The organism is Symbiopectobacterium sp. Eva_TO, from assembly GCF_053848865.1.
Genome location: NZ_JBSPEY010000004.1, coordinates 434,445 through 451,593, shown reverse-complemented (window position 1 = coordinate 451,593; position 17,149 = coordinate 434,445). Strand labels below are relative to the sequence as shown.

Here is a 17,149-nt window from a genome sequence, read left to right as displayed (position 1 = left end):
AAGCCTGTGGTAAAATAGAGACTGCTAACCCGGGTTATCTCACCTCGTTATACACATCTCTGTTCGTGCCTGAGCGCGCGTAGCGTTTCGGCGGCCGTCATGACTTTCTGCAAGCCTTTCCTGATAGTTTTTGCGCCTGGTTCACCGTCGCCTTTTCGAGCAAGAAAGCCTCCCAGTTGCGCAACTAAGCGCAATACTTCGTTTAGCTTAGGGCGGCCCTTGGGCATACGCTTGTTCATCAGTAGGTAAGCTCCATGAGTCTCGTCGGAATCAAAGAACAACATTGCGTCCAGCTCTGGACAGGTTCGTCCCATACGCATTAAATAGGCGATGCGCCATGCCACGATCATGAACAGCGCCAATGCCCGCTCAATGCGATCCACGGTCGATAACTGTAACGCTTCGACACAGCAGCCGTTCTTCAGCACATTGAAGAACATCTCGATTTCCCATCTAGCCCGATACCAGTCGATCAGCTCCACGATATCTTCTCGTCCTTCAGGTACGCGATTGCTCAGCAACCGCCACTCGACCGGCTTCACGCCTGCTGGCGGCTCAATTTCCTTGGCTATCACACAAGTCACTGCCAACCCGCAACGCAGCGACACTCGCTTCACGCGCAGCGCCTGTTTCACCGTACGCGCCTTCTGCCCCGCGCGAGCCGCCATAACGAATTGGATTTCTCCCACCGGCACGGTCTTTCCAACCTTCTGCCAAAGCTTCTCATTACAGTCCAGACTGCGATTATGAGTCGAGCGGATCAACCAGTCAGCCGGAGTGCCAAGGTCATCAGCGAGCTGCATCAACGCCTTGATATCCGCTTCGCGATCGGCTAAGTACACCAGACGTGTGTTTGGCAACTCCGAGGCGAGTTCAGCAACTCGCTCGTATCCCTCGAGCCAGCGCGTACTCTCCTTGAGCCCATCGCGTTTTCCGTCTGCATCCTTCGGCTCTCTTGCCCACATCCACGCATCCAGTACGCCCAACCCCACGCGATCCGGACTGACCGCGTAGGTCGGATGCAGGTACAGACCACGCCTGGCTTCGTAGTTCAAAGGACCCAAGCCTTGGATTTGCTGCCCGTTGAAGTCAAGCTCGGTAGTGTCTTGGATACACAGCACAACCTCGTGTTCTCGGATCCTTTCCTGCGTACGCTGCCAGTGAGGTTGCAGAATGTCTCGCCATTCGAATGCTTGGTTCTCCATGAAGCGGTAAGCACCCAGCGTCTCAGACCATCCGAGGCACGCATGCGGAATGCTGGCTTGCGGATTCTCAGCCAGCCGTATCAAAAGCCCTTTGGCACGCTTATTGAGCCTCGTGTCACCAAGATTTACCCCTTCCAGTTCTTGGTGTGCCCAGCCATCTGAATCCCGTGTCATTTTTCAGCGCCGTAAATGGCGATAGTACACGTCGGTTTCACTTCATTTACAACCCCACTGGCTGCCTATTTCAGCCCGCTAACCCTTGGCATATAAGGCGTTGCGGACTTGTGTATAACGAGGTGGGGTTATCTGGGGTCGCAGGACACCTTCTACGTGGGTAATCTGAAAGGTGTTGGCCGTATCTACCAGCAGACGTTCGTGGATACGTACTCGAAAGTGGCGCACTGCAAGCTTTACACGAGTAAAGCACCGATCTCTGCCGCCGACCTGCTCAATGATCGCGTGCTGCCGTTCTACGAAGCTCAGGGGCTGCCAATGCTAAGAATACTGACGGGCAGGGGGACGGAGTACTGCGGTAAAGTGGAACAACATGACTATCAGCTGTACTTGGCTATCAACGATATAGACCATACGAAAACGAAAGCGATGTCTCCGCAGACAAACGGTATCTGCGAGCGCTTCCATAAAACTATTTTGCAGGATTTTTATCAGGTTGCGTTCCGTAAGACGTTATACGAGGACCTAGAAAGTCTACAAAAGGATCTGGACAACTGGTTGTGGCATTACAATAATGAGCGAACTCATCAGGGTAAAATGTGCTGCGGGCGTACGCCAATGGCCACGTTACTTGATGGTAAACGAGTCTGGGCAGAAAAAAATCTGAACCAGATTTAATCTGACAGACACCTGTATAAATAACCGGTAACTGTCAGATCAGGTCTGAGCTAATACAAATACGGTAACCTGTTGCTCGATCCCCACAATGTGGTTATCTCCTCAGCTGCCGACAACGGCACTGGGTTCAGTGCCAGCACCGATTATAGCGTCATCAATGTCAATACGCTGCAAAATGCCCTGGCGTCAGCAAATGTGACCGTTTCTACCGGTTCAACAGGAACTCAAAACGGCGATATTACCGTTGCCAGCAATATTGGCTGGTCCGCCGATACCACCTTAACGCTGGCAGCAGCAGGAAACATTGCCCTTAACGGCAATATTGTTGCCACCGGAACCTGATCTTGACCCACCATCTCCGGACAGCTTTTGTCTCTTAAGTTAACGATGCCCGCTGACGCCGATATTCTCTTGGGGAGTTGTATCCCAGCGCACTGTGCGGATGGTTTTCATTGTAATGATTGAACGCCGCTGCAAGGTTCTTCAGCGCTGTTCGCACATCGGGTTTTGGCATGAAGGCGATGTAATCTTCCTTCATCGTCTTCACGAACCGTTCTGCCATGCCGTTACTCTGTGGACTGCTCACTGCTGTTGTGCAGGGCTCCAGATTCCGTTCTCTGGCGAACTTCCGCGTTTCATGCGCTGTGTACGCTGAACCATTATCCGTCAGCCATTGCACTGGTTTATCCGGCAGCGCGCTACCGAAGCGTTTTTCCACCGACCTCAGCATCACATCCTGCACGGTTGAACTGTCATAACCCCTGGTGCTCGCTGCCCAGTCTATGGCCTCCCGGTCGCAGCAGTCCAGTGCGAACGTCACCCGCAGCTTCTCGCCGTTGTCACAACCGAACTCGAAGCCATCTGAGCACCAGCGCATATCGCTCTCTGCTACCGCGATTTTGCCTTTATGCTCCCGCTTCGGACGTTCAGTTTTATCATGCAACAACAGCAGGTTATGCTCGCTCATTATCCTGTAAAGCCGTTTGGCGTTCACCGGTGGAAGTCCCTCTGCACGACGTTGCTTACGCAGGATACCCCACACTCGGCGGTAACCGTAACTGGGCATGTCGCTGATGATACGGAGGATGTCCGATAATATCTCAGCATCAGCTTCGTCATTACGCCGGTTGCTGCGCCTGTCCAGCCAGTCGGCAGAACGGTTAACCCGCAGTGACAGCTGCGCACGCGACACGCTCATGGCGCGGCTGACCAGAGCTATTCCCCGTCCTTTGGCAACAAGGGCGCGTGCGATATCCATTTTCGCGACTGGCGGTACTCCACTGCTTCTTTGAGGATCTCAACTTCCATCGTCTTCTTACCCAGAAGGCGCTGTAGCTCCCGGACCTGCTTGAGGGCAGTCGCCAGCGCCGAAGCTGGAACCACTTCTTCTCCGGCCGCAACGGCGGTGAGGCTTCCTTCCTGGTATTGCTTCTTCCACTTAAACAAAAGGCTGGGCTGGATGCCATGCAGGCGAGCTACATGGGAGACGTTCATCCCCGGCTCCATTGTCTGCTGAATGATGGCGATTTTCTCTTGCGGAGTTTTACGCTTACGGACTTCTTGCCCTAACAGGATCCCGGTCATTTCAAAATTAGCATGATTGTTAGACATATATCTAAGCCTATCTCTTATCTGGAGATACAGCTACTGTCTGGTGTTACAGGGGGCTACATCAGTTGCCACCGGAACCAATGCAGGTTTGGCACTGAATTACGGTAGTGGAAAAGACTATACGTTGCTATCGGGAAAATCCATCACCCTGTCTGGCGCTAATTCCTCACTCTCTATCGGTGGTGAGAATTACACATTGATACACTCGATGGCGCAATTGGATGCCATCGACACCACCGGATTATCGGGTCGTTATGCGCTGGCGCAGAATGTGAATGCCAACGGCACCACTTACAGCAATGCGCTGGTCGGAACATCACAAGATGCGGCGTTTAGCGGTATCTTCACCGGCCTTGGCAATACTATCTCGAATTTGAACATCAACAGTGCAAACACCTATGTGGGGCTGTTTGGCTACAACACCGGTACCATCAGGAATATCGCACTAACCGCTGCGCAATTAGCGGGCTCATCCACCTCCACCTTCTATGCCGGTTTGTTAGCGGCCTATAACTCCGGGACGATCGCCTATGTATCAGTAGACGGCAGTCTGACTCGCACACCCACTGCAACCACTTACATGGGTGGGCTGGTTGGGCAAAATACCGGAACAGTGAAATACACCCATTCTGGAGCCAACATCACGGCGACCAACAGTTCAAACGGTTCCTATTGGGGCGGACTGGTGGGACAAAATAATAAAGATATTCTGCAAAGCTATGCCGATGTCACCATCAATCTCTCAGGAACAGCCGGCAATGGCTCACAGAATGTCGGGGGGCTGGTCGGAAACAACGCGTTCGGGGCGAAAGTTAACCAGAGCTACTCTGCTGGCAATATAACTGCATCGGGCATGGGAGGCGCAGCATCTTTTATCGGTGGGGTGGCCGGCTATAACGCAAATGGTACTGTCACCAATAGTTATGCCGCCGCTGTCTTTAACTACTTGACGCAGCGCTCCTTCTATGGCGGTGTGATCGGATATAATGGCTTCGGCACGCTGCAAAATCTCTATTGGAATACTCAGACGTCCTCCTCGGCAGGAGTAGGATCCGGCAGCAGCAACAGCACTGTTGTTGGGCTCACAACCGCTCAAATGAAAAACGCAGCGAACTACAGCGGTTTGGACAGTAGCATCTGGGCACCCGCTAGCGGCTCTGCGACCCCCGCACTGTTTGGTGTCTCAGGCGTCGTTGGCGTTGCACAAAATGCCGTCTACGGTGCAACACCGACGACTACCTACTATGGCGTCGGTTTTTGGAACACCATCAGTGGTACTCTCAACAATGGTTTACAGCGCACTGATAATGTGGGGAGCTACACGTTAAGCACCGATGGACTGAGTGCCACGAACGCCGCTGGACAGGCGATAAGTATCACCAGTCTGGGTGCAAAAGTGACACCAGCCACGCTGGATATCACCATGAAGGATACCAGCAAGGTTTCTTCCCTTGGTTGGACTACACCAGACCCTGTACATGATTCTGTGTAAATGCCTTTCTCAGTAGTGACCGTCCAGGCGGTCACCGAACTCGATAATAAAACAGCTCATTGCCATACGCCAGTCCCGCAGTGGCATCGTCCATTTCTGTTAGGCCGACTGGATTGCCAGCCACACCACCTTTTTCACTGCGTCGTCAGTCGGGAACACCTTGCGTTTTTTAATCGCATGCCGGATCACACTGTTCAGCTACTCGATGGCGTTGGTTGTGTCGATGACTTTGCGGATATCTGCCGGGTAAGCGAAGAACGTTGCCAGATTGCTCCAGTTCGTCTGCCAGCTCCGGCTTATCTGTGGATAGCGGCTGTCCCATGCGCTGGCGAATGCTTCCAGCCCCTGCTGGCTTGCTTCTTCCGTAGCGGCCTGATAGATGGCTTTCAGGTCGCGTGTGACGGCTTTGTAGTCCTTCCAAGAGACGAACCTCAGGCTGTTGCGTACCATGTGCACGATGCACCGCTGGATGCGGGCTTCCGGATACACCGCGTTGATGGCGTCCGGGAAGCCTTTCAGACCGTCGACACAGGCGATGAGGATATCGTTCAGGCCGCGGTTTTTTAGTTCTGTCAGCACATTGAGCCAGAACTTCGCGCCCTCGTTTTCGGCCAGCCACATACCCAGCAGTTCTTTCTGGCCCTCGATGTTGATACCCAGTGCCAGGAACACGGATTTATTGATGACGCGACTGTCCTGCCGGACCTTCAGGATGATACAGTCAAGGTAAACAATGGGATAGACTGCATCCAGTGGACGATTTTGCCATTCAGTAACCTGTTACATCACGGCGTCGGTGACCTTCGAGACCAGCGCCGGTGAGACATCCGCGTCATACAGCTCGTTGAACGCAGACGCTATCTCGCGGGTGGTCATCCCTCTGGCGTACAGGGACAGGATTTGGTTATCCATCCCGGTGATCCGGGTCTGGTTTTTCTTCACCAGTTGTGGTTCGAAGGAGCCATCACGATCGCGCGGAGTACGTAGTTCCAGAGGGCCATCGCCGGTGGTCACGGTGTTTGTGGAATAGCCGTTGCGGGAGTTGGCCCCGGTTTGGGCTGATTTTTATCGTAGCCCAGATGGTGGGACATTTCGGCGTTGAGAGCAGCCTCAACGCTGATTTTCTTCAGCAGGCGATCGAATTGGCTGAGATCGTCATGGGTTTTGAGATTTTTGGCCAGTTCGTTAGCCAGAGCCTGCAACTGTTTTTCGTCCATAAATTAACCTGTTTTTGATGTTGGATTGAACATATCAAAATCAGGCAATTACACAAATTTATGTACAGGGTCGCCGGTTTTGATAAACTTGGCATGCAGATGACCATCCGGCTTGGGCTAATGGTCGCCGCTGCCGTGAGCATCATTGCTGCCATTCTCAAAATGTGATGGTGCACTATACCCTTTGGGTCAGTCGGAACCTTATTGTGTAGCCGCCTGACGATATGCATGTACTCATGCGGCTACCTTGGCTAAATGTCTAGGCTGTGTCCCTTAATTACATAACCTCTGGTAAAACAGGCTGATGCAGCCCCGTTTCAACATTGCCAGATAATTCCTCGCCGTTTTGTCGTAACGTGTCGCAATGCGACGGTATGTATTAGCTCAGACCTGATCTGACAGTTACCGGTTATTTATACAGGTGTCTGTCAGATTAAATCTAGTTCAGATTTTTTTCTGCCCAGACTCGTTTACCATCAAGTAACGTGGCCATTGGCGTACGCCCGCAGCACATTTTACCCTGATGAGTTCGCTCATTATTGTAATGCCACAACCAGTTGTCCAGATCCTTTTGTAGACTTTCTAGGTCCTCGTATAACGTCTTACGGAACGCAACCTGATAAAAATCCTGCAAAATAGTTTTATGGAAGCGCTCGCAGATACCGTTTGTCTGCGGAGACATCGTTTTCGTATGGTCTATATCGTTGATAGCCAAGTACAGCTGATAGTCATGTTGTTCCACTTTACCGCAGTACTCCGTCCCCCTGTCCGTCAGTATTCTTAGCATTGGCAGCCCCTGAGCTTTGTAGAACGGCAGCACGCGATCATTGAGCAGGTCGGCGGCAGAGATCGGTGCTTTACTCGTGTAAAGCTTGCAGTGCGCCACTTTCGAGTACGTATCCACGAACGTCTGCTGGTAGATACGGCCAACACCTTTCAGATTACCCACGTAGAAGGTGTCCTGCGACCCCAGATAACCCGGGTGAGCAGTCTCTATTTCACCACAGGCTTCGTCGTCGTGCGCCTTCTTCTCCAGTGCAGCGATTTGAGCATCAGTAAGTACAATGCCTTCTCTGGCAACTTTTTCCTCAAGTGCCTTCAGGCGCTTACGAAAGTTTTCCAGATCGTGTCGTTGCCAGATGGAGCGCACACCGCTGCCAGAAATGAAGACGCCTTTTTTACGCAGCTCATTACTGGTCCGGTGCTGGCCATGAGCCGGGAACTCAATGGCGTAATCAATAACAGCACGTTCAGTGGCTTCATCAGCACGGTTTTTCAGGTTGGGAACCCGGCGGTTTTGGTTAACCAGAGCGTCAATGCCGCCTTCTGCCGCCAGTTCCTGATAGCGATAAAACGTGTCGCGTGACACACCCATGATTTTACAGGCTTTTGATACGTTACCGAGTTCTTCGGCGAGATTGAGCAGGCCGGCTTTGTGTTTGATGATGGGATTGTTAGTATGAAGCATGAGAGTTACCTCGTGTTTTGTATAAGGATTCGACACCCATATCAAAACCGGTAACTCTCAACCTTTCAAGGTCCAGTGTCAGAGCAAGTCGCGACTAATACACATAACGGCAGCACCGGCTGGAAGCATCCTGTCCGCTAACTCTGATTTATTCAACAAAGCCCAATGAGCCGCTTTATTATCGAGTTCGGTGACCGCCTGGACGGTCACTACTGAGAAAAGGCATTTACACAGAATGTGTTTACAGGGTCAATCAATTAAGAGACGAACCCTTCAAAACGCCTAGAAATCTTCGTCAGGCTGTCGTTGAAACCATCGGGAGAATATTTCATTAAATTTTGTAGTTTAGCTTTTAATGTCGGATCGTTATCACTATCAGAGGATGGTAAGCTCTCAAGCTTGGGTTTTAAATGCTTTGATAACGTATCTATTTCTGCCATTAGCTGGTGATGAGCATGTTTTGACAGTTGGTCTTTAATTTCCTGGTTCATCAACGCGTCGGGGTAGTGCTGAGCTACCGCGTCTAACGTTGGTCTGATATAGGGATTCGCGCCAGCTCCCGTCGGTGTGAAGGCTTTATCACGGTGTGGGGTGTTGCCGGAAAGGCCTGCGTCCTGTGCGGCGCTGCCTATGGTATGCAGGTAGGCATTGCGAATGCCATCACAAAGTCCTTTATGGTAGGCAATTTGCGCAGCGGCTGAGAGAACGTTTCCATCATGGCGTGCGTGGCCTTTGGTTTTTAAGAGATGATTCAGTACGGCTTCGTGGCTAACGATTTCCAGCGCCGTGTGTGGATACGGCAGATGGCTTGCGCGTGCGTCAGCGGAACCCTGCTGATGCTGTGTAATTTCTTGTGTCACGTCGTTAAGCGCTTTTAGCGATCCCGTGGCCAAACTGACATTGCGTCCTTTCTGATAGGCCGTGGCAACAGCGTCTTGCAGACTGTGCTTAAGCAAGCTGCGACCCGCAATATTGACTATCCCTTTTTGCAGCAAATTGACGATGTGGTGCATGCCAAACGCTTTCACTAACGGTTTGTTTTTTAATTGTTCCAACCTGTCCAATGCGCCTGTGACTTTCGTATTGGCGTGTTGCTGCGGCGAAGTGTGGGCACCAGAGAGCGCCTGTCTAGTGGTTTGCTGCGTGTCAGCGGGAAGGGTGCTGAGCAGTTCGTTCTGAACAGGTTTGGCGCTGTGCTCCAGACGCTTTAAGAAAGTGTCTTTATGGTTGCTATAGATAGCGCAGAGGGCTGAGTCGATAGCCTGGCTGGCATAGTGGGGATCCGCCATGCCCTTTTCGACAATCCCAAACCCCTTTACGGCGTTATCGATAAGGGTTTTGGCTTGGTTGTTGGCTGCCAATGCGGTTGCCGTATGCTGAGTGGGCGGCCGACCTAGAATCGTTCCCGAGATGGCCTGTCGGGTCAATAGTTTTTCTGTGTCCGGTTTCCGTAAATGACTTTTATTGATATTCTGCTCAGCTTCACGTGCGATGGTAGCGATGATTTTTTGTCGATCCGAATGGGCATCGGCTGGTTTTGCAGCGCTGGCCTGTTGCCCTGTACCAGGAGTTTGAGACGCGACTGTGGCAGGTCTGCCGCTCGGCACGCTGGCGAGTTGTGCTCTATTTCCAAGCCCGTTCAAGGCGTTTAACCGAGAGGGCCTTTGTGATGTTATCGGTGCCGCTTGTTGAGTTTTTGGCTCCTGTCTTGTCAATATGATGGGGGAACATTTTTTGGCTACTGGCGCTAACATAGAGAACCTCATTAATTATGGATGATTTATGCTCGCCAGCATAAAGTAGCGGTTAATTTCGACTATAAAAAAAGCACCTTACAGATTGTAATCTTTCGTAAGCCCCATTCCCAGTTGAAATGCAACAAAACGGTAGGAAATTATGCCGCCTGTAAGTGCGTTAAAAATACCTAATTTGGGGAGCGATAGCCCAGTGATTTACTCCCTCGCGTGGGCTTTGTTGAATAAATAGATATTATGCTGCGCAGCCATAAAGGCTACGAATTCCCTTAACGTAAAATCAGTATGTTAAATCGGCTTTGTTGAATAAATCAAACTTTTAGGAGATTGGCGGATCTGATCACTACAGTCGTTTCAGCATCGGGTTCCCATGGCAAAACAAACGTTTAAAATCACCAACTGGTCCGTCTACAACGATGCTCTCAGGCAGCGCGGTTCATTGACAGTCTGGTTTCTCAAGCTCCTGCAATTGCTCGGACTCGCTGAGCGCAAGTCACGCCCCAGCAGCAAGCATCCCGACAAAGAGAAACTATTCTTGTCGCTAACAGAGAAAGGCTTGCAGTTTGGCAAAAATCTCACTGACCCAGCCAATCCGCGCCAGACGCAGCCCCATTTCTACGACAGCCTGTTTCCACGGCTCTTAGGCGTCATGATGAACGGTATAGCGGCATAAACAGCCCCGGAGATACTTAATGTACAAAATAACGGCAACAATCAAATCTATGGTCACCCCCATTTTTGCAACACTGATTTTTGACTAATGGTGGGCTTGCTTCAATCTATCCGGCGTCTCTGTGGGCGAGATGCCCGCGCCTCGATGAGTTCCGCGCCTGGTGAACCTGAAAAGGCCCTCGGCTTCATTGAGCCATTTTTGTCGTCAGGTTTTTCAGCAGGCCGATATGCCGTTCATGTCATCAATAATCAGTCTTCGCAAAACCAGATAGGTAACTACTGTTTAATTACTTAATAATCAGTCTGTTGATTTAGTTCTACATAACATCAGGCCTGATATTCATTGTGATTAGTTGTGATTGACCAGGCTATTCGCGCCAGTTTGTTTGCCAGAGCACAGGCGACAATATTTGAATGTTTGTTATCGAGTTGCCCCCGAACCCATTCAGACTGTAGTGGCACACTGATACTGGCCACCTGAGCGGAGGTGATATGCTCACCTCATCAACACGACAGGTGACCTCATGGGTAAACATTTTACGGCGGAATTTAAGCTCGAAGCCGCAAAGCTGGTTGTCGACCACGGCTACACATACGTTAAGGCCGCAGAGGCGGTTAATGTCAGCCATTCTGCCATTAGTCGCTGGGTCAATAAGCTTCGCCTTGAACGACAGGGAAAAACGCCAACGGGACTTCCTCTTACCCCTGAACAGCTCGAGCTGCGTGAGATGAAGAAAAAAGTCCAATGCCTTGAAATGGAGAACGAAATCCTAAAAAAGGCTACGGCGCTCTTAATGTCGGACTCACTCAACGGTTCACGGTAGTCGACAGGCTGAGGGCGCGATACCCGGTCACGGCGTTGTGCCAAACTTTTGAGGTACATCGCAGCAGCTACAGGCACTGGCAGGCTTCCGCTAATGAACCCGACGGTGAGCGCGTGGTTAAGTGTAGTCGCGTCATGGAAGCCTGGAACGCCAGCGGCGGCTCTGCCGGCGCTCGAAGTATCGCGACCATCGTCACCGGCAGCTCCGGTGTCAAAATGGGGCGCTGGCTGGCTGGCAAGCTGATGAAGGAGCTGGGTATCGCCAGCTGCCAGCGACCGGCTCACAAATACAAACGCGGCGGCAATGAACACGTTGAAATACCGAACTATCTCAACCGCCAGTTCGCGGTTACCGCGCCGGATCAGGTCTGGTGCGGCGATGTGACCTACATCTGGACGGGCAAATGCTGGGCTTACCTTGCGGTGGTGCTAGACCTGTTCGCCCGCAAACCGGTGGGCTGGGCCATGTCGACGTCGCCGGACTCGGCGCTGACAGTTAAAGCGTTGCAGATGGCCTGGGAACTCCGGGGACAACCAACAGGAGTCATGTTCCACAGCGACCAGGGCAGCCACTATACCAGCCGTCAATACCGGCAAGCCCTGTGGCGCTGCCGGATAAAGCAGAGTATGAGTCGGCGGGGTAACTGCTGGGATAATGCGCCAATGGAGCGGTTCTTCCGCAGCCTGAAGACAGAATGGGTGCCGACAAAGGGTTACAACAGCTTCAGCGAAGCCCAGGACGCGATTATCCGCTACATCACGGGGTATTACAGCGCTATCCGGCCTCACTGGTATAACGGCGGCTTAACTCCAAACGAATCTGAGCGACTGTTCTACATACAGTCTAATGCGGTGGCCAATATTAGTTGACCACTACATCTCCGCCTCTTCATGATAAAAGCCTACGATGAGAGTGTCCCTCATTTCTCCGTTCATGATCTGCGGCGCACAGCCAGAACAAACTTTTCCGATATCACCGATCCGCATGTTGCCGAAATAATGCTCGGACACTCGTTACCCGGAGTTTGGGCCGTTTATGACAAGCACACGTATTTAGAGGCTTTGTTGAATAAACAGATTTTATGCTACCAGCCCAGTAAAACGATTGTTTCCAGCAACGTAAAATCATGCAGTTAAGCATCATGAGAAAACGGAATGCCTGAGGTGATAAGCATTTTCTACCAACATGGGCATAGTAAAACAGCACGATTCCCTATTATTCAACAAAGCCGTATTTAGAAGAAATGAGGGTAGCGTACGGGAAGTGGTGGGCGCGACTGATGAGTATCACAGAGCCGGACGTGATTGAGCTCAAGCCGCGCTCAGCTGGTTAGCGTGATGGATTGCCGACAATGGTTTTGGGTGATCTACTTTCATTTCAGCTTGTTGCCAGGCCAGAACCCATATCGTTATACACATCTTTTGGCCATTTTTTGAACAGGATGCTCAGAACCCCGTGAATTAAGGCATTCAAGCCATCCCATTGGCTTTTTGAGGTTCAAAATGCCACTCTGAGATAAACCCGTAATTCATTGATTAAACAGTGCGTTAGAAAGATGTGTATAACGATATGGCCAGAACCCGGTGACGCAACCATTTGTTTTGTGATCCTGCGCAAGTAATATCTGGTTCGGGGAAGGGATTAAAAGACCGTTTCCTTCTCCGCTCCAATGTTCGAGACGACATGTCGAGAAATTCACATACTTGGCGAGTACTCATCCAGCTTTGATTATCTTTCATTTTTACCTCACATTGCTTTAATCACTATTACGCATATCTTCGTCATCATCAAGAAATGCTGTAGCCATAATGACTTCTGCTAAAATCATTCCGCTGCGCCATTTGTCATGGTGGCAGGGGGGGGATTTGTGGATCTCAGAAACGGTACCGTGAAGTTTGCAGACAGGGTGTGCAGTGATGAAGATGATTTCAGGCTGTAACAGCCTTGGTTAAAGTACTGATGCAGGTCGTAGAGGTTTGCCTTGCTGTTCGAGGATATCGATAAGCCTTCTGTATCCGTTTCTCAGCCATTGAACCCATTTATCCAAGTGGGTTTCTTCCGGGTGATAGCTCCCCATGAGGGCAGCATGACCCGCGAATGCATAATTCATGGGGTGCTCCTGTTTTTATATTGGGTAATGACTCCAATTAGTAGAACATGTGTTTTTCGATGAAGGCTCCGATGACTTTTTCGTGGATCTCGACGGAGCGCGAGAAGCAAATCGTTTTACGCGCCAGTCGTTTAATGCGGGTACGGAGCGTCAGGTTATTGCGCTCTATGCGTTGCGTGAAGATCTTGCCAGTCAGATGTTTCTGCTTCGGAACCTCTCTTGCATAGCTGCCCCAGTTGTCACTGGTAATCATGCCGATGTTGAACGGTGTCAACAGAGCCAGCAATTCACGGCAGGTCTCATCGGTTCGGGGGCCAAAAGTGTAGGCCAGAACACCGCCCGTTTTGGTATTGTAAGCCTATCAGAGCCAGTGCTGTAGCGCCTGACTGCCAACGAAGCTCCATTGCTCATCAAGTTCACAGATAAGGGCGACGTCGGCGTGAGCAACGGGAGAAGACGTTATCCTGCGGGGCGAGAGCTTTTTAAAGCCCGGATGACCGTATTGATGCCGATTTTCAACGTTCTGGCGGTATCGCGAACACCGGCACCGTTGAAGGCCATATCAACGATCTGCTCTTTGACTCCCGGCTTTCGCGCTTCATAGCGGTAGGTAAGCTGGAATACACGGCGACAGCACTGACACCGGAAGCGTTCGCGCTTAGTTGGACTAAGGCCATGTCGATAAACTTTATCTGAATGGCAGCGAGGGCAATGAACAAAAACAGTAACCACGTGGAAACCTCAAATAGCGGCAGAATATCACAAAAGCCAACTATTTGAAGGCATTACCGAAAACCGTATATAACCGCTTTAATCGGTGGTCAAAATCGGGTGTGATTAACATTATTTTCAACAGGTTACTTTCTGCTCTTGATGCGCATGGTCTCGTTGACTGGTCTGCCACGGCGCTGGATGGCAGTAATATCCGGGCGCTGAAATGTGCTGCCGGTGCTCAAAAAAACATCCCGATATCGCCGGAGATAACGGTCTGGGTCGCTCTCGCGGTGGTTTTGGCACCAAAATCCATCTGGCAACAGACGGAAGTGGTCTCCCGTTAAACATCCTGCTGAGCCCCGGACAGGCTCACGAAAGCCAGTTCGCATTACGTCTTCTGGATAGTATTGGTGTTCAGCGCCAGAATGGCAGCATGAAGCGTCGTGGTTATGCGGTGCTGGCTGACAAAGCTTATTCAGGGCATGCACTACGCAACGAGCTGAAACGAAAGGGGATAAAGGCAGTCATCCCCCGAAAAACGAATGAAAAAATGGCTTCGGACGGGCGCTCATGGTTCGCCAGTGACGCTTACCGTCATCGCAATGTAGTGGAAAGATGTTTTGGCCGATTAAAAGAATACCGCCGTATTGCCACACGTTATGACAAAACGGCGAGGAATTATCTGTCGATGGTTAAACTCACCTCGTTATACACATCTCTGTTCGTGCCTGAGCGCGCGTAGCGTTTCGGCGGCCGTCATGACTTTCTGCAAGCCTTTCCAGATAGTTTTGCGCCTGGTTCACCGTCGCCTTTTCGAGCAAGAAAGCCTCCCAGTTGCGCAACTAAGCGCAATACTTCGTTTAGCTTAGGGCGGCCTGATCTTGACCCACCATCTCCGGACAGTTTTTTTATCTTAAGTTAACGATGCCCGCTGGCGCCGATATTCTCTTGGGGAGTGGCTTTGTTGAATAAATCAGAACTTGTAACGACTGTGCCCCCAGGTCGATTGTTACGTGATGCGAATACTGTTCGGCATTCCTAATAGCGTGATCCGGTTAAGCGCTTTGACCATCGCCATGGCTTCACCCACCTGAGCATCGTAGTCACGCAGACTTAGATGACCACCCAGAAGCGTTTTGAACCGGAACATGGCCGTTTCAGCCACTGAGCGTCGGTGATAGCCCACTTTCTTTTTCCAGGTATCGTTGCTGCCGCTCAGGCGCTGATTTGCAACAGCGTGGTTACGCTCGTGGTAGTGGTCCGGCCAATATTGCGCCCCCCTTCGCGGCGGGATAAGCGGCCTTATTTTCTTCCTCAGCAGAGCATCATGGCAGTAACCTGTATCGTAAGCGCCGTCAGCCGATGCCTCTCTGATTTTCCGGTGGGTCTGGTTTATCAGTGCCGGTAGAGCCTGGGCATCAGTCGTACCACTGAGCGACAAATCCGCACAGATAATCTCATGCGTCGCACTGTCTACTGCCAGATGCAGCTTACGCCACACCCTGCGTCTGTCGGCACCATGCTGCCGGACTTTCCATTCGCCTTCGCCAAAGACCTTCAGGCCGGTTCCATCAATGACCAGATGTGAGATTTCACCACGGGTTGGCGTTTTTATGCTGATGTTCACTGTCTTTGCTCGCTTGCTGAGCAGCGAATAGTCTGGACAATGCAGCGACAATTTAATCAGTTTAAAAATCGAGTCAACAAAACCCTGTAAAGCCCTCAATGAAAGGCCAAACACGCGTTTCATCATCAGGACTGTGGTGATGGCCATATCTGAGTAGTGGAGCGGTCGTCCACGCCGTTCAGTAGTCGTTTTTTCCGTCCATGCAGCAATGGCTGATTCATCTAGCCATACGGTTAGAGAACCGCGCTGCTTGAGGGCCTTGTTATAGGAGGGCCAGTTAGTGATTTTAAAATTTTGTTTTGCCATGGAGACCTGATGTTGAAACAACTATGGTGATCTGATCCGATGATTACCCAAACTTTCTATTTATTCAACAAAGCCTTGGGGAGTTGTATCCCAGCGCACTGTGCGGATGGTTTTCATTGTAATGATTGAACGCCGCTGCAAGGTTCTTCAGCGCTGTTCGCACATCGGGTTTTGGCATGAAGGCGATGTAATCTTCCTTCATCGTCTTCACGAACCGTTCTGCCATGCCGTTACTCTGTGGACTGCTCACTGCTGTTGTGCAAGGCTCCAGATTCCGTTCTCTGGCGAACTTCCGCGTTTCATGCGCTGTGTACGCTGAACCATTATCCGTCAGCCATTGCACTGGTTTATCCGGCAGCGCGCTACCGAAGCGTTTTTCCACCGACCTCAGCATCACATCCTGCACGGTTGAACGGTCATAACCCCTGGTGCTCGCTGCCCAGTCTATGACCTCCCGGTCGCAGCAGTCCAGTGCGAACGTCACCCGCAGCTTCTCGCCGTTGTCACAACCGAACTCGAAGCCATCTGAGCACCAGCGCATATCGCTCTCTGCTACCGCGATTTTGCCTTTATGCTCCCGCTTCGGACGTTCAGTTTTATCATTCAACAACAGCAGGTTATGCTCGCTCATTATCCTGTAAAGCCGTTTGGCGTTCACCGGTGGAAGTCCCTCTGCACGACGTTGCTTACCCAGGATACCCCACACTCGGCGGTAACCGTAACTGGGCATGTCGCTGATGATACGGAGGATGTCCGATAATATCTCAGCATCAGCTTCGTCATTACGCCGGTTGCTGCGCCTGTCCAGCCAGTCGGCAGAACGGTTAACCCGCAGTGACAGCTGCGCACGCGACACGCTCATGGCGCGGCTGACCAGAGCTATTCCCCGTCCTTTGGCAACAAGGGCGCGTGCGCTATCCATTTTCGCGACTGGCGGTACTCCACTGCTTCTTTGAGGATCTCAACTTCCATCGTCTTCTTACCCAGAAGGCGCTGTAGCTCCCGGACCTGCTTGAGGGCAGTCGCCAGCGCCGAAGCTGGAACCACTTTTTCTCCGGCCGCAACGGCGGTGAGGCTTCCTTCCTGGTATTGCTTCTTCCACTTAAACAAAAGGCTGGGCTGGATGCCATGCAGGCGGGCTACATGGGAGACGTTCATCCCCGGCTCCATTGTCTGCTGAATGATGGCGATTTTCTCTTGCGGAGTTTTACGCTTACGGACTTCTTGCCCTAACAGGATCCCGGTCATTTCAAAATTAGCATGATTGTTAGACATATATCTAAGCCTATCTCTTATC

General features: G+C 51.3%; 12 protein-coding genes and 8 pseudogenes. 7 read left to right on the top strand and 13 right to left on the bottom strand.

Annotation, left to right across the window (positions count from 1 at the left end):
- Window positions 1-47: 47 nt before the first annotated feature.
- A complete protein-coding gene (locus tag ACWWJF_RS04335) occupies window positions 48-1,379 on the bottom strand; it encodes an IS4 family transposase (protein WP_455868420.1) in 1,332 nt (443 codons plus the stop codon).
- Between the two features lie 126 nt (window positions 1,380-1,505).
- Between ACWWJF_RS04335 and ACWWJF_RS04330 the strand changes: the two are divergent.
- Window positions 1,506-2,057: pseudogene (locus ACWWJF_RS04330) on the top strand (integrase core domain-containing protein); the annotation flags it as partial.
- A 72-nt stretch (window positions 2,058-2,129) separates the two neighbouring features.
- A complete protein-coding gene (locus ACWWJF_RS04325; protein WP_455868766.1) occupies window positions 2,130-2,399 on the top strand; it encodes a hypothetical protein in 270 nt (89 codons plus the stop codon).
- Between the two features lie 34 nt (window positions 2,400-2,433).
- Here the strand turns inward: ACWWJF_RS04325 and ACWWJF_RS04320 are convergent.
- Window positions 2,434-3,641, bottom strand: a protein-coding gene (locus ACWWJF_RS04320; protein WP_455870923.1) for an IS3 family transposase whose coding sequence is annotated in 2 segments (ribosomal slippage) — window positions 2,434-3,320 and window positions 3,320-3,641 — 1,209 coding nt in all. Because the reading frame shifts where the segments join, the coding sequence is not laid out codon by codon here.
- Between the two features lie 115 nt (window positions 3,642-3,756).
- On the opposite strand from ACWWJF_RS04320, the gene ACWWJF_RS04315 reads away from it, so the two are divergent.
- Window positions 3,757-5,160: a hypothetical protein gene (locus tag ACWWJF_RS04315; RefSeq protein ID WP_455868765.1), complete on the top strand. Its 1,404-nt coding sequence runs from the start codon at window positions 3,757-3,759 to the stop codon at window positions 5,158-5,160.
- Window positions 5,161-5,169: 9 nt separating this feature from the next.
- On the opposite strand, the pseudogene ACWWJF_RS04310 reads toward ACWWJF_RS04315, so the two are convergent.
- From ACWWJF_RS04310 to ACWWJF_RS04295, 4 genes and pseudogenes are all read right to left on the bottom strand, one after another.
- A pseudogene (locus ACWWJF_RS04310) lies at window positions 5,170-6,377 on the bottom strand (IS256 family transposase).
- Window positions 6,378-6,650: 273 nt separating this feature from the next.
- A pseudogene (locus ACWWJF_RS04305) lies at window positions 6,651-6,752 on the bottom strand (IS5/IS1182 family transposase); the annotation flags it as partial.
- Between the two features lie 64 nt (window positions 6,753-6,816).
- Complete coding sequence (locus ACWWJF_RS04300; protein ID WP_455868764.1) at window positions 6,817-7,845, bottom strand: IS481 family transposase; 1,029 nt, start codon at window positions 7,843-7,845, stop codon at window positions 6,817-6,819.
- A 257-nt stretch (window positions 7,846-8,102) separates the two neighbouring features.
- Window positions 8,103-9,488, bottom strand: coding sequence for a hypothetical protein (locus ACWWJF_RS04295; protein WP_455868763.1), 1,386 nt, complete (start codon window positions 9,486-9,488; stop codon window positions 8,103-8,105).
- 481 nt (window positions 9,489-9,969) lie between these two features.
- Here ACWWJF_RS04295 and ACWWJF_RS04290 point away from each other — a divergent pair, with 481 nt between their 5' ends.
- A complete protein-coding gene (locus ACWWJF_RS04290; RefSeq protein WP_455871271.1) occupies window positions 9,970-10,272 on the top strand; it encodes a hypothetical protein in 303 nt (100 codons plus the stop codon).
- Window positions 10,273-10,598: 326 nt separating this feature from the next.
- Here ACWWJF_RS04290 and ACWWJF_RS04285 read toward each other — a convergent pair.
- A pseudogene (locus ACWWJF_RS04285) lies at window positions 10,599-10,721 on the bottom strand (IS110 family transposase); the annotation flags it as partial.
- Window positions 10,722-10,795: 74 nt separating this feature from the next.
- On the opposite strand from ACWWJF_RS04285, the gene ACWWJF_RS04280 reads away from it, so the two are divergent.
- Both ACWWJF_RS04280 and ACWWJF_RS04275 read left to right on the top strand, forming a co-directional pair.
- A protein-coding gene (locus ACWWJF_RS04280) for an IS3 family transposase (protein ID WP_455868400.1) occupies window positions 10,796-11,964 on the top strand; the annotation gives its coding sequence in 2 pieces (ribosomal slippage) (window positions 10,796-11,051 and window positions 11,051-11,964; 1,170 coding nt in all).
- 18 nt (window positions 11,965-11,982) lie between these two features.
- A pseudogene (locus ACWWJF_RS04275) lies at window positions 11,983-12,231 on the top strand (hypothetical protein); the annotation flags it as partial.
- Between the two features lie 411 nt (window positions 12,232-12,642).
- On the opposite strand, the gene xis reads toward ACWWJF_RS04275, so the two are convergent.
- From xis to ACWWJF_RS04260, 3 genes and pseudogenes are all read right to left on the bottom strand, one after another.
- The gene (xis, locus tag ACWWJF_RS04270) at window positions 12,643-12,834 is read right to left on the bottom strand and encodes an excisionase Xis (RefSeq protein ID WP_455868762.1); all 192 of its coding nucleotides are present in this window, start codon (window positions 12,832-12,834) and stop codon (window positions 12,643-12,645) included.
- 209 nt (window positions 12,835-13,043) lie between these two features.
- The gene (locus ACWWJF_RS04265) at window positions 13,044-13,205 is read right to left on the bottom strand and encodes a protease FtsH-inhibitory lysogeny factor CIII (RefSeq protein WP_455868761.1); all 162 of its coding nucleotides are present in this window, start codon (window positions 13,203-13,205) and stop codon (window positions 13,044-13,046) included.
- A gap of 37 nt (window positions 13,206-13,242) precedes the next feature.
- A pseudogene (locus tag ACWWJF_RS04260) lies at window positions 13,243-13,937 on the bottom strand (IS1 family transposase).
- A gap of 59 nt (window positions 13,938-13,996) precedes the next feature.
- On the opposite strand from ACWWJF_RS04260, the pseudogene ACWWJF_RS04255 reads away from it, so the two are divergent.
- Window positions 13,997-14,661 (top strand): annotated as a pseudogene (locus ACWWJF_RS04255) (IS5 family transposase); the annotation flags it as partial.
- Here ACWWJF_RS04255 and ACWWJF_RS04250 read toward each other — a convergent pair.
- The 3 genes and pseudogenes from ACWWJF_RS04250 to ACWWJF_RS04240 form a co-directional block, all read right to left on the bottom strand.
- Window positions 14,626-14,789 (bottom strand): annotated as a pseudogene (locus ACWWJF_RS04250) (IS4 family transposase); the annotation flags it as partial. The pseudogenes ACWWJF_RS04255 and ACWWJF_RS04250 sit on opposite strands and share 36 nt — an antisense overlap.
- A 139-nt stretch (window positions 14,790-14,928) precedes the next feature.
- Window positions 14,929-15,852: an IS5 family transposase gene (locus tag ACWWJF_RS04245; protein ID WP_455868634.1), complete on the bottom strand. Its 924-nt coding sequence runs from the start codon at window positions 15,850-15,852 to the stop codon at window positions 14,929-14,931.
- Window positions 15,853-15,916: 64 nt separating this feature from the next.
- Window positions 15,917-17,100, bottom strand: a protein-coding gene (locus ACWWJF_RS04240) for an IS3 family transposase (protein WP_455870922.1) whose coding sequence is annotated in 2 segments (ribosomal slippage) — window positions 15,917-16,779 and window positions 16,779-17,100 — 1,185 coding nt in all. Because the reading frame shifts where the segments join, the coding sequence is not laid out codon by codon here.
- Between the last annotated feature and the right edge of the window lie 49 nt (window positions 17,101-17,149).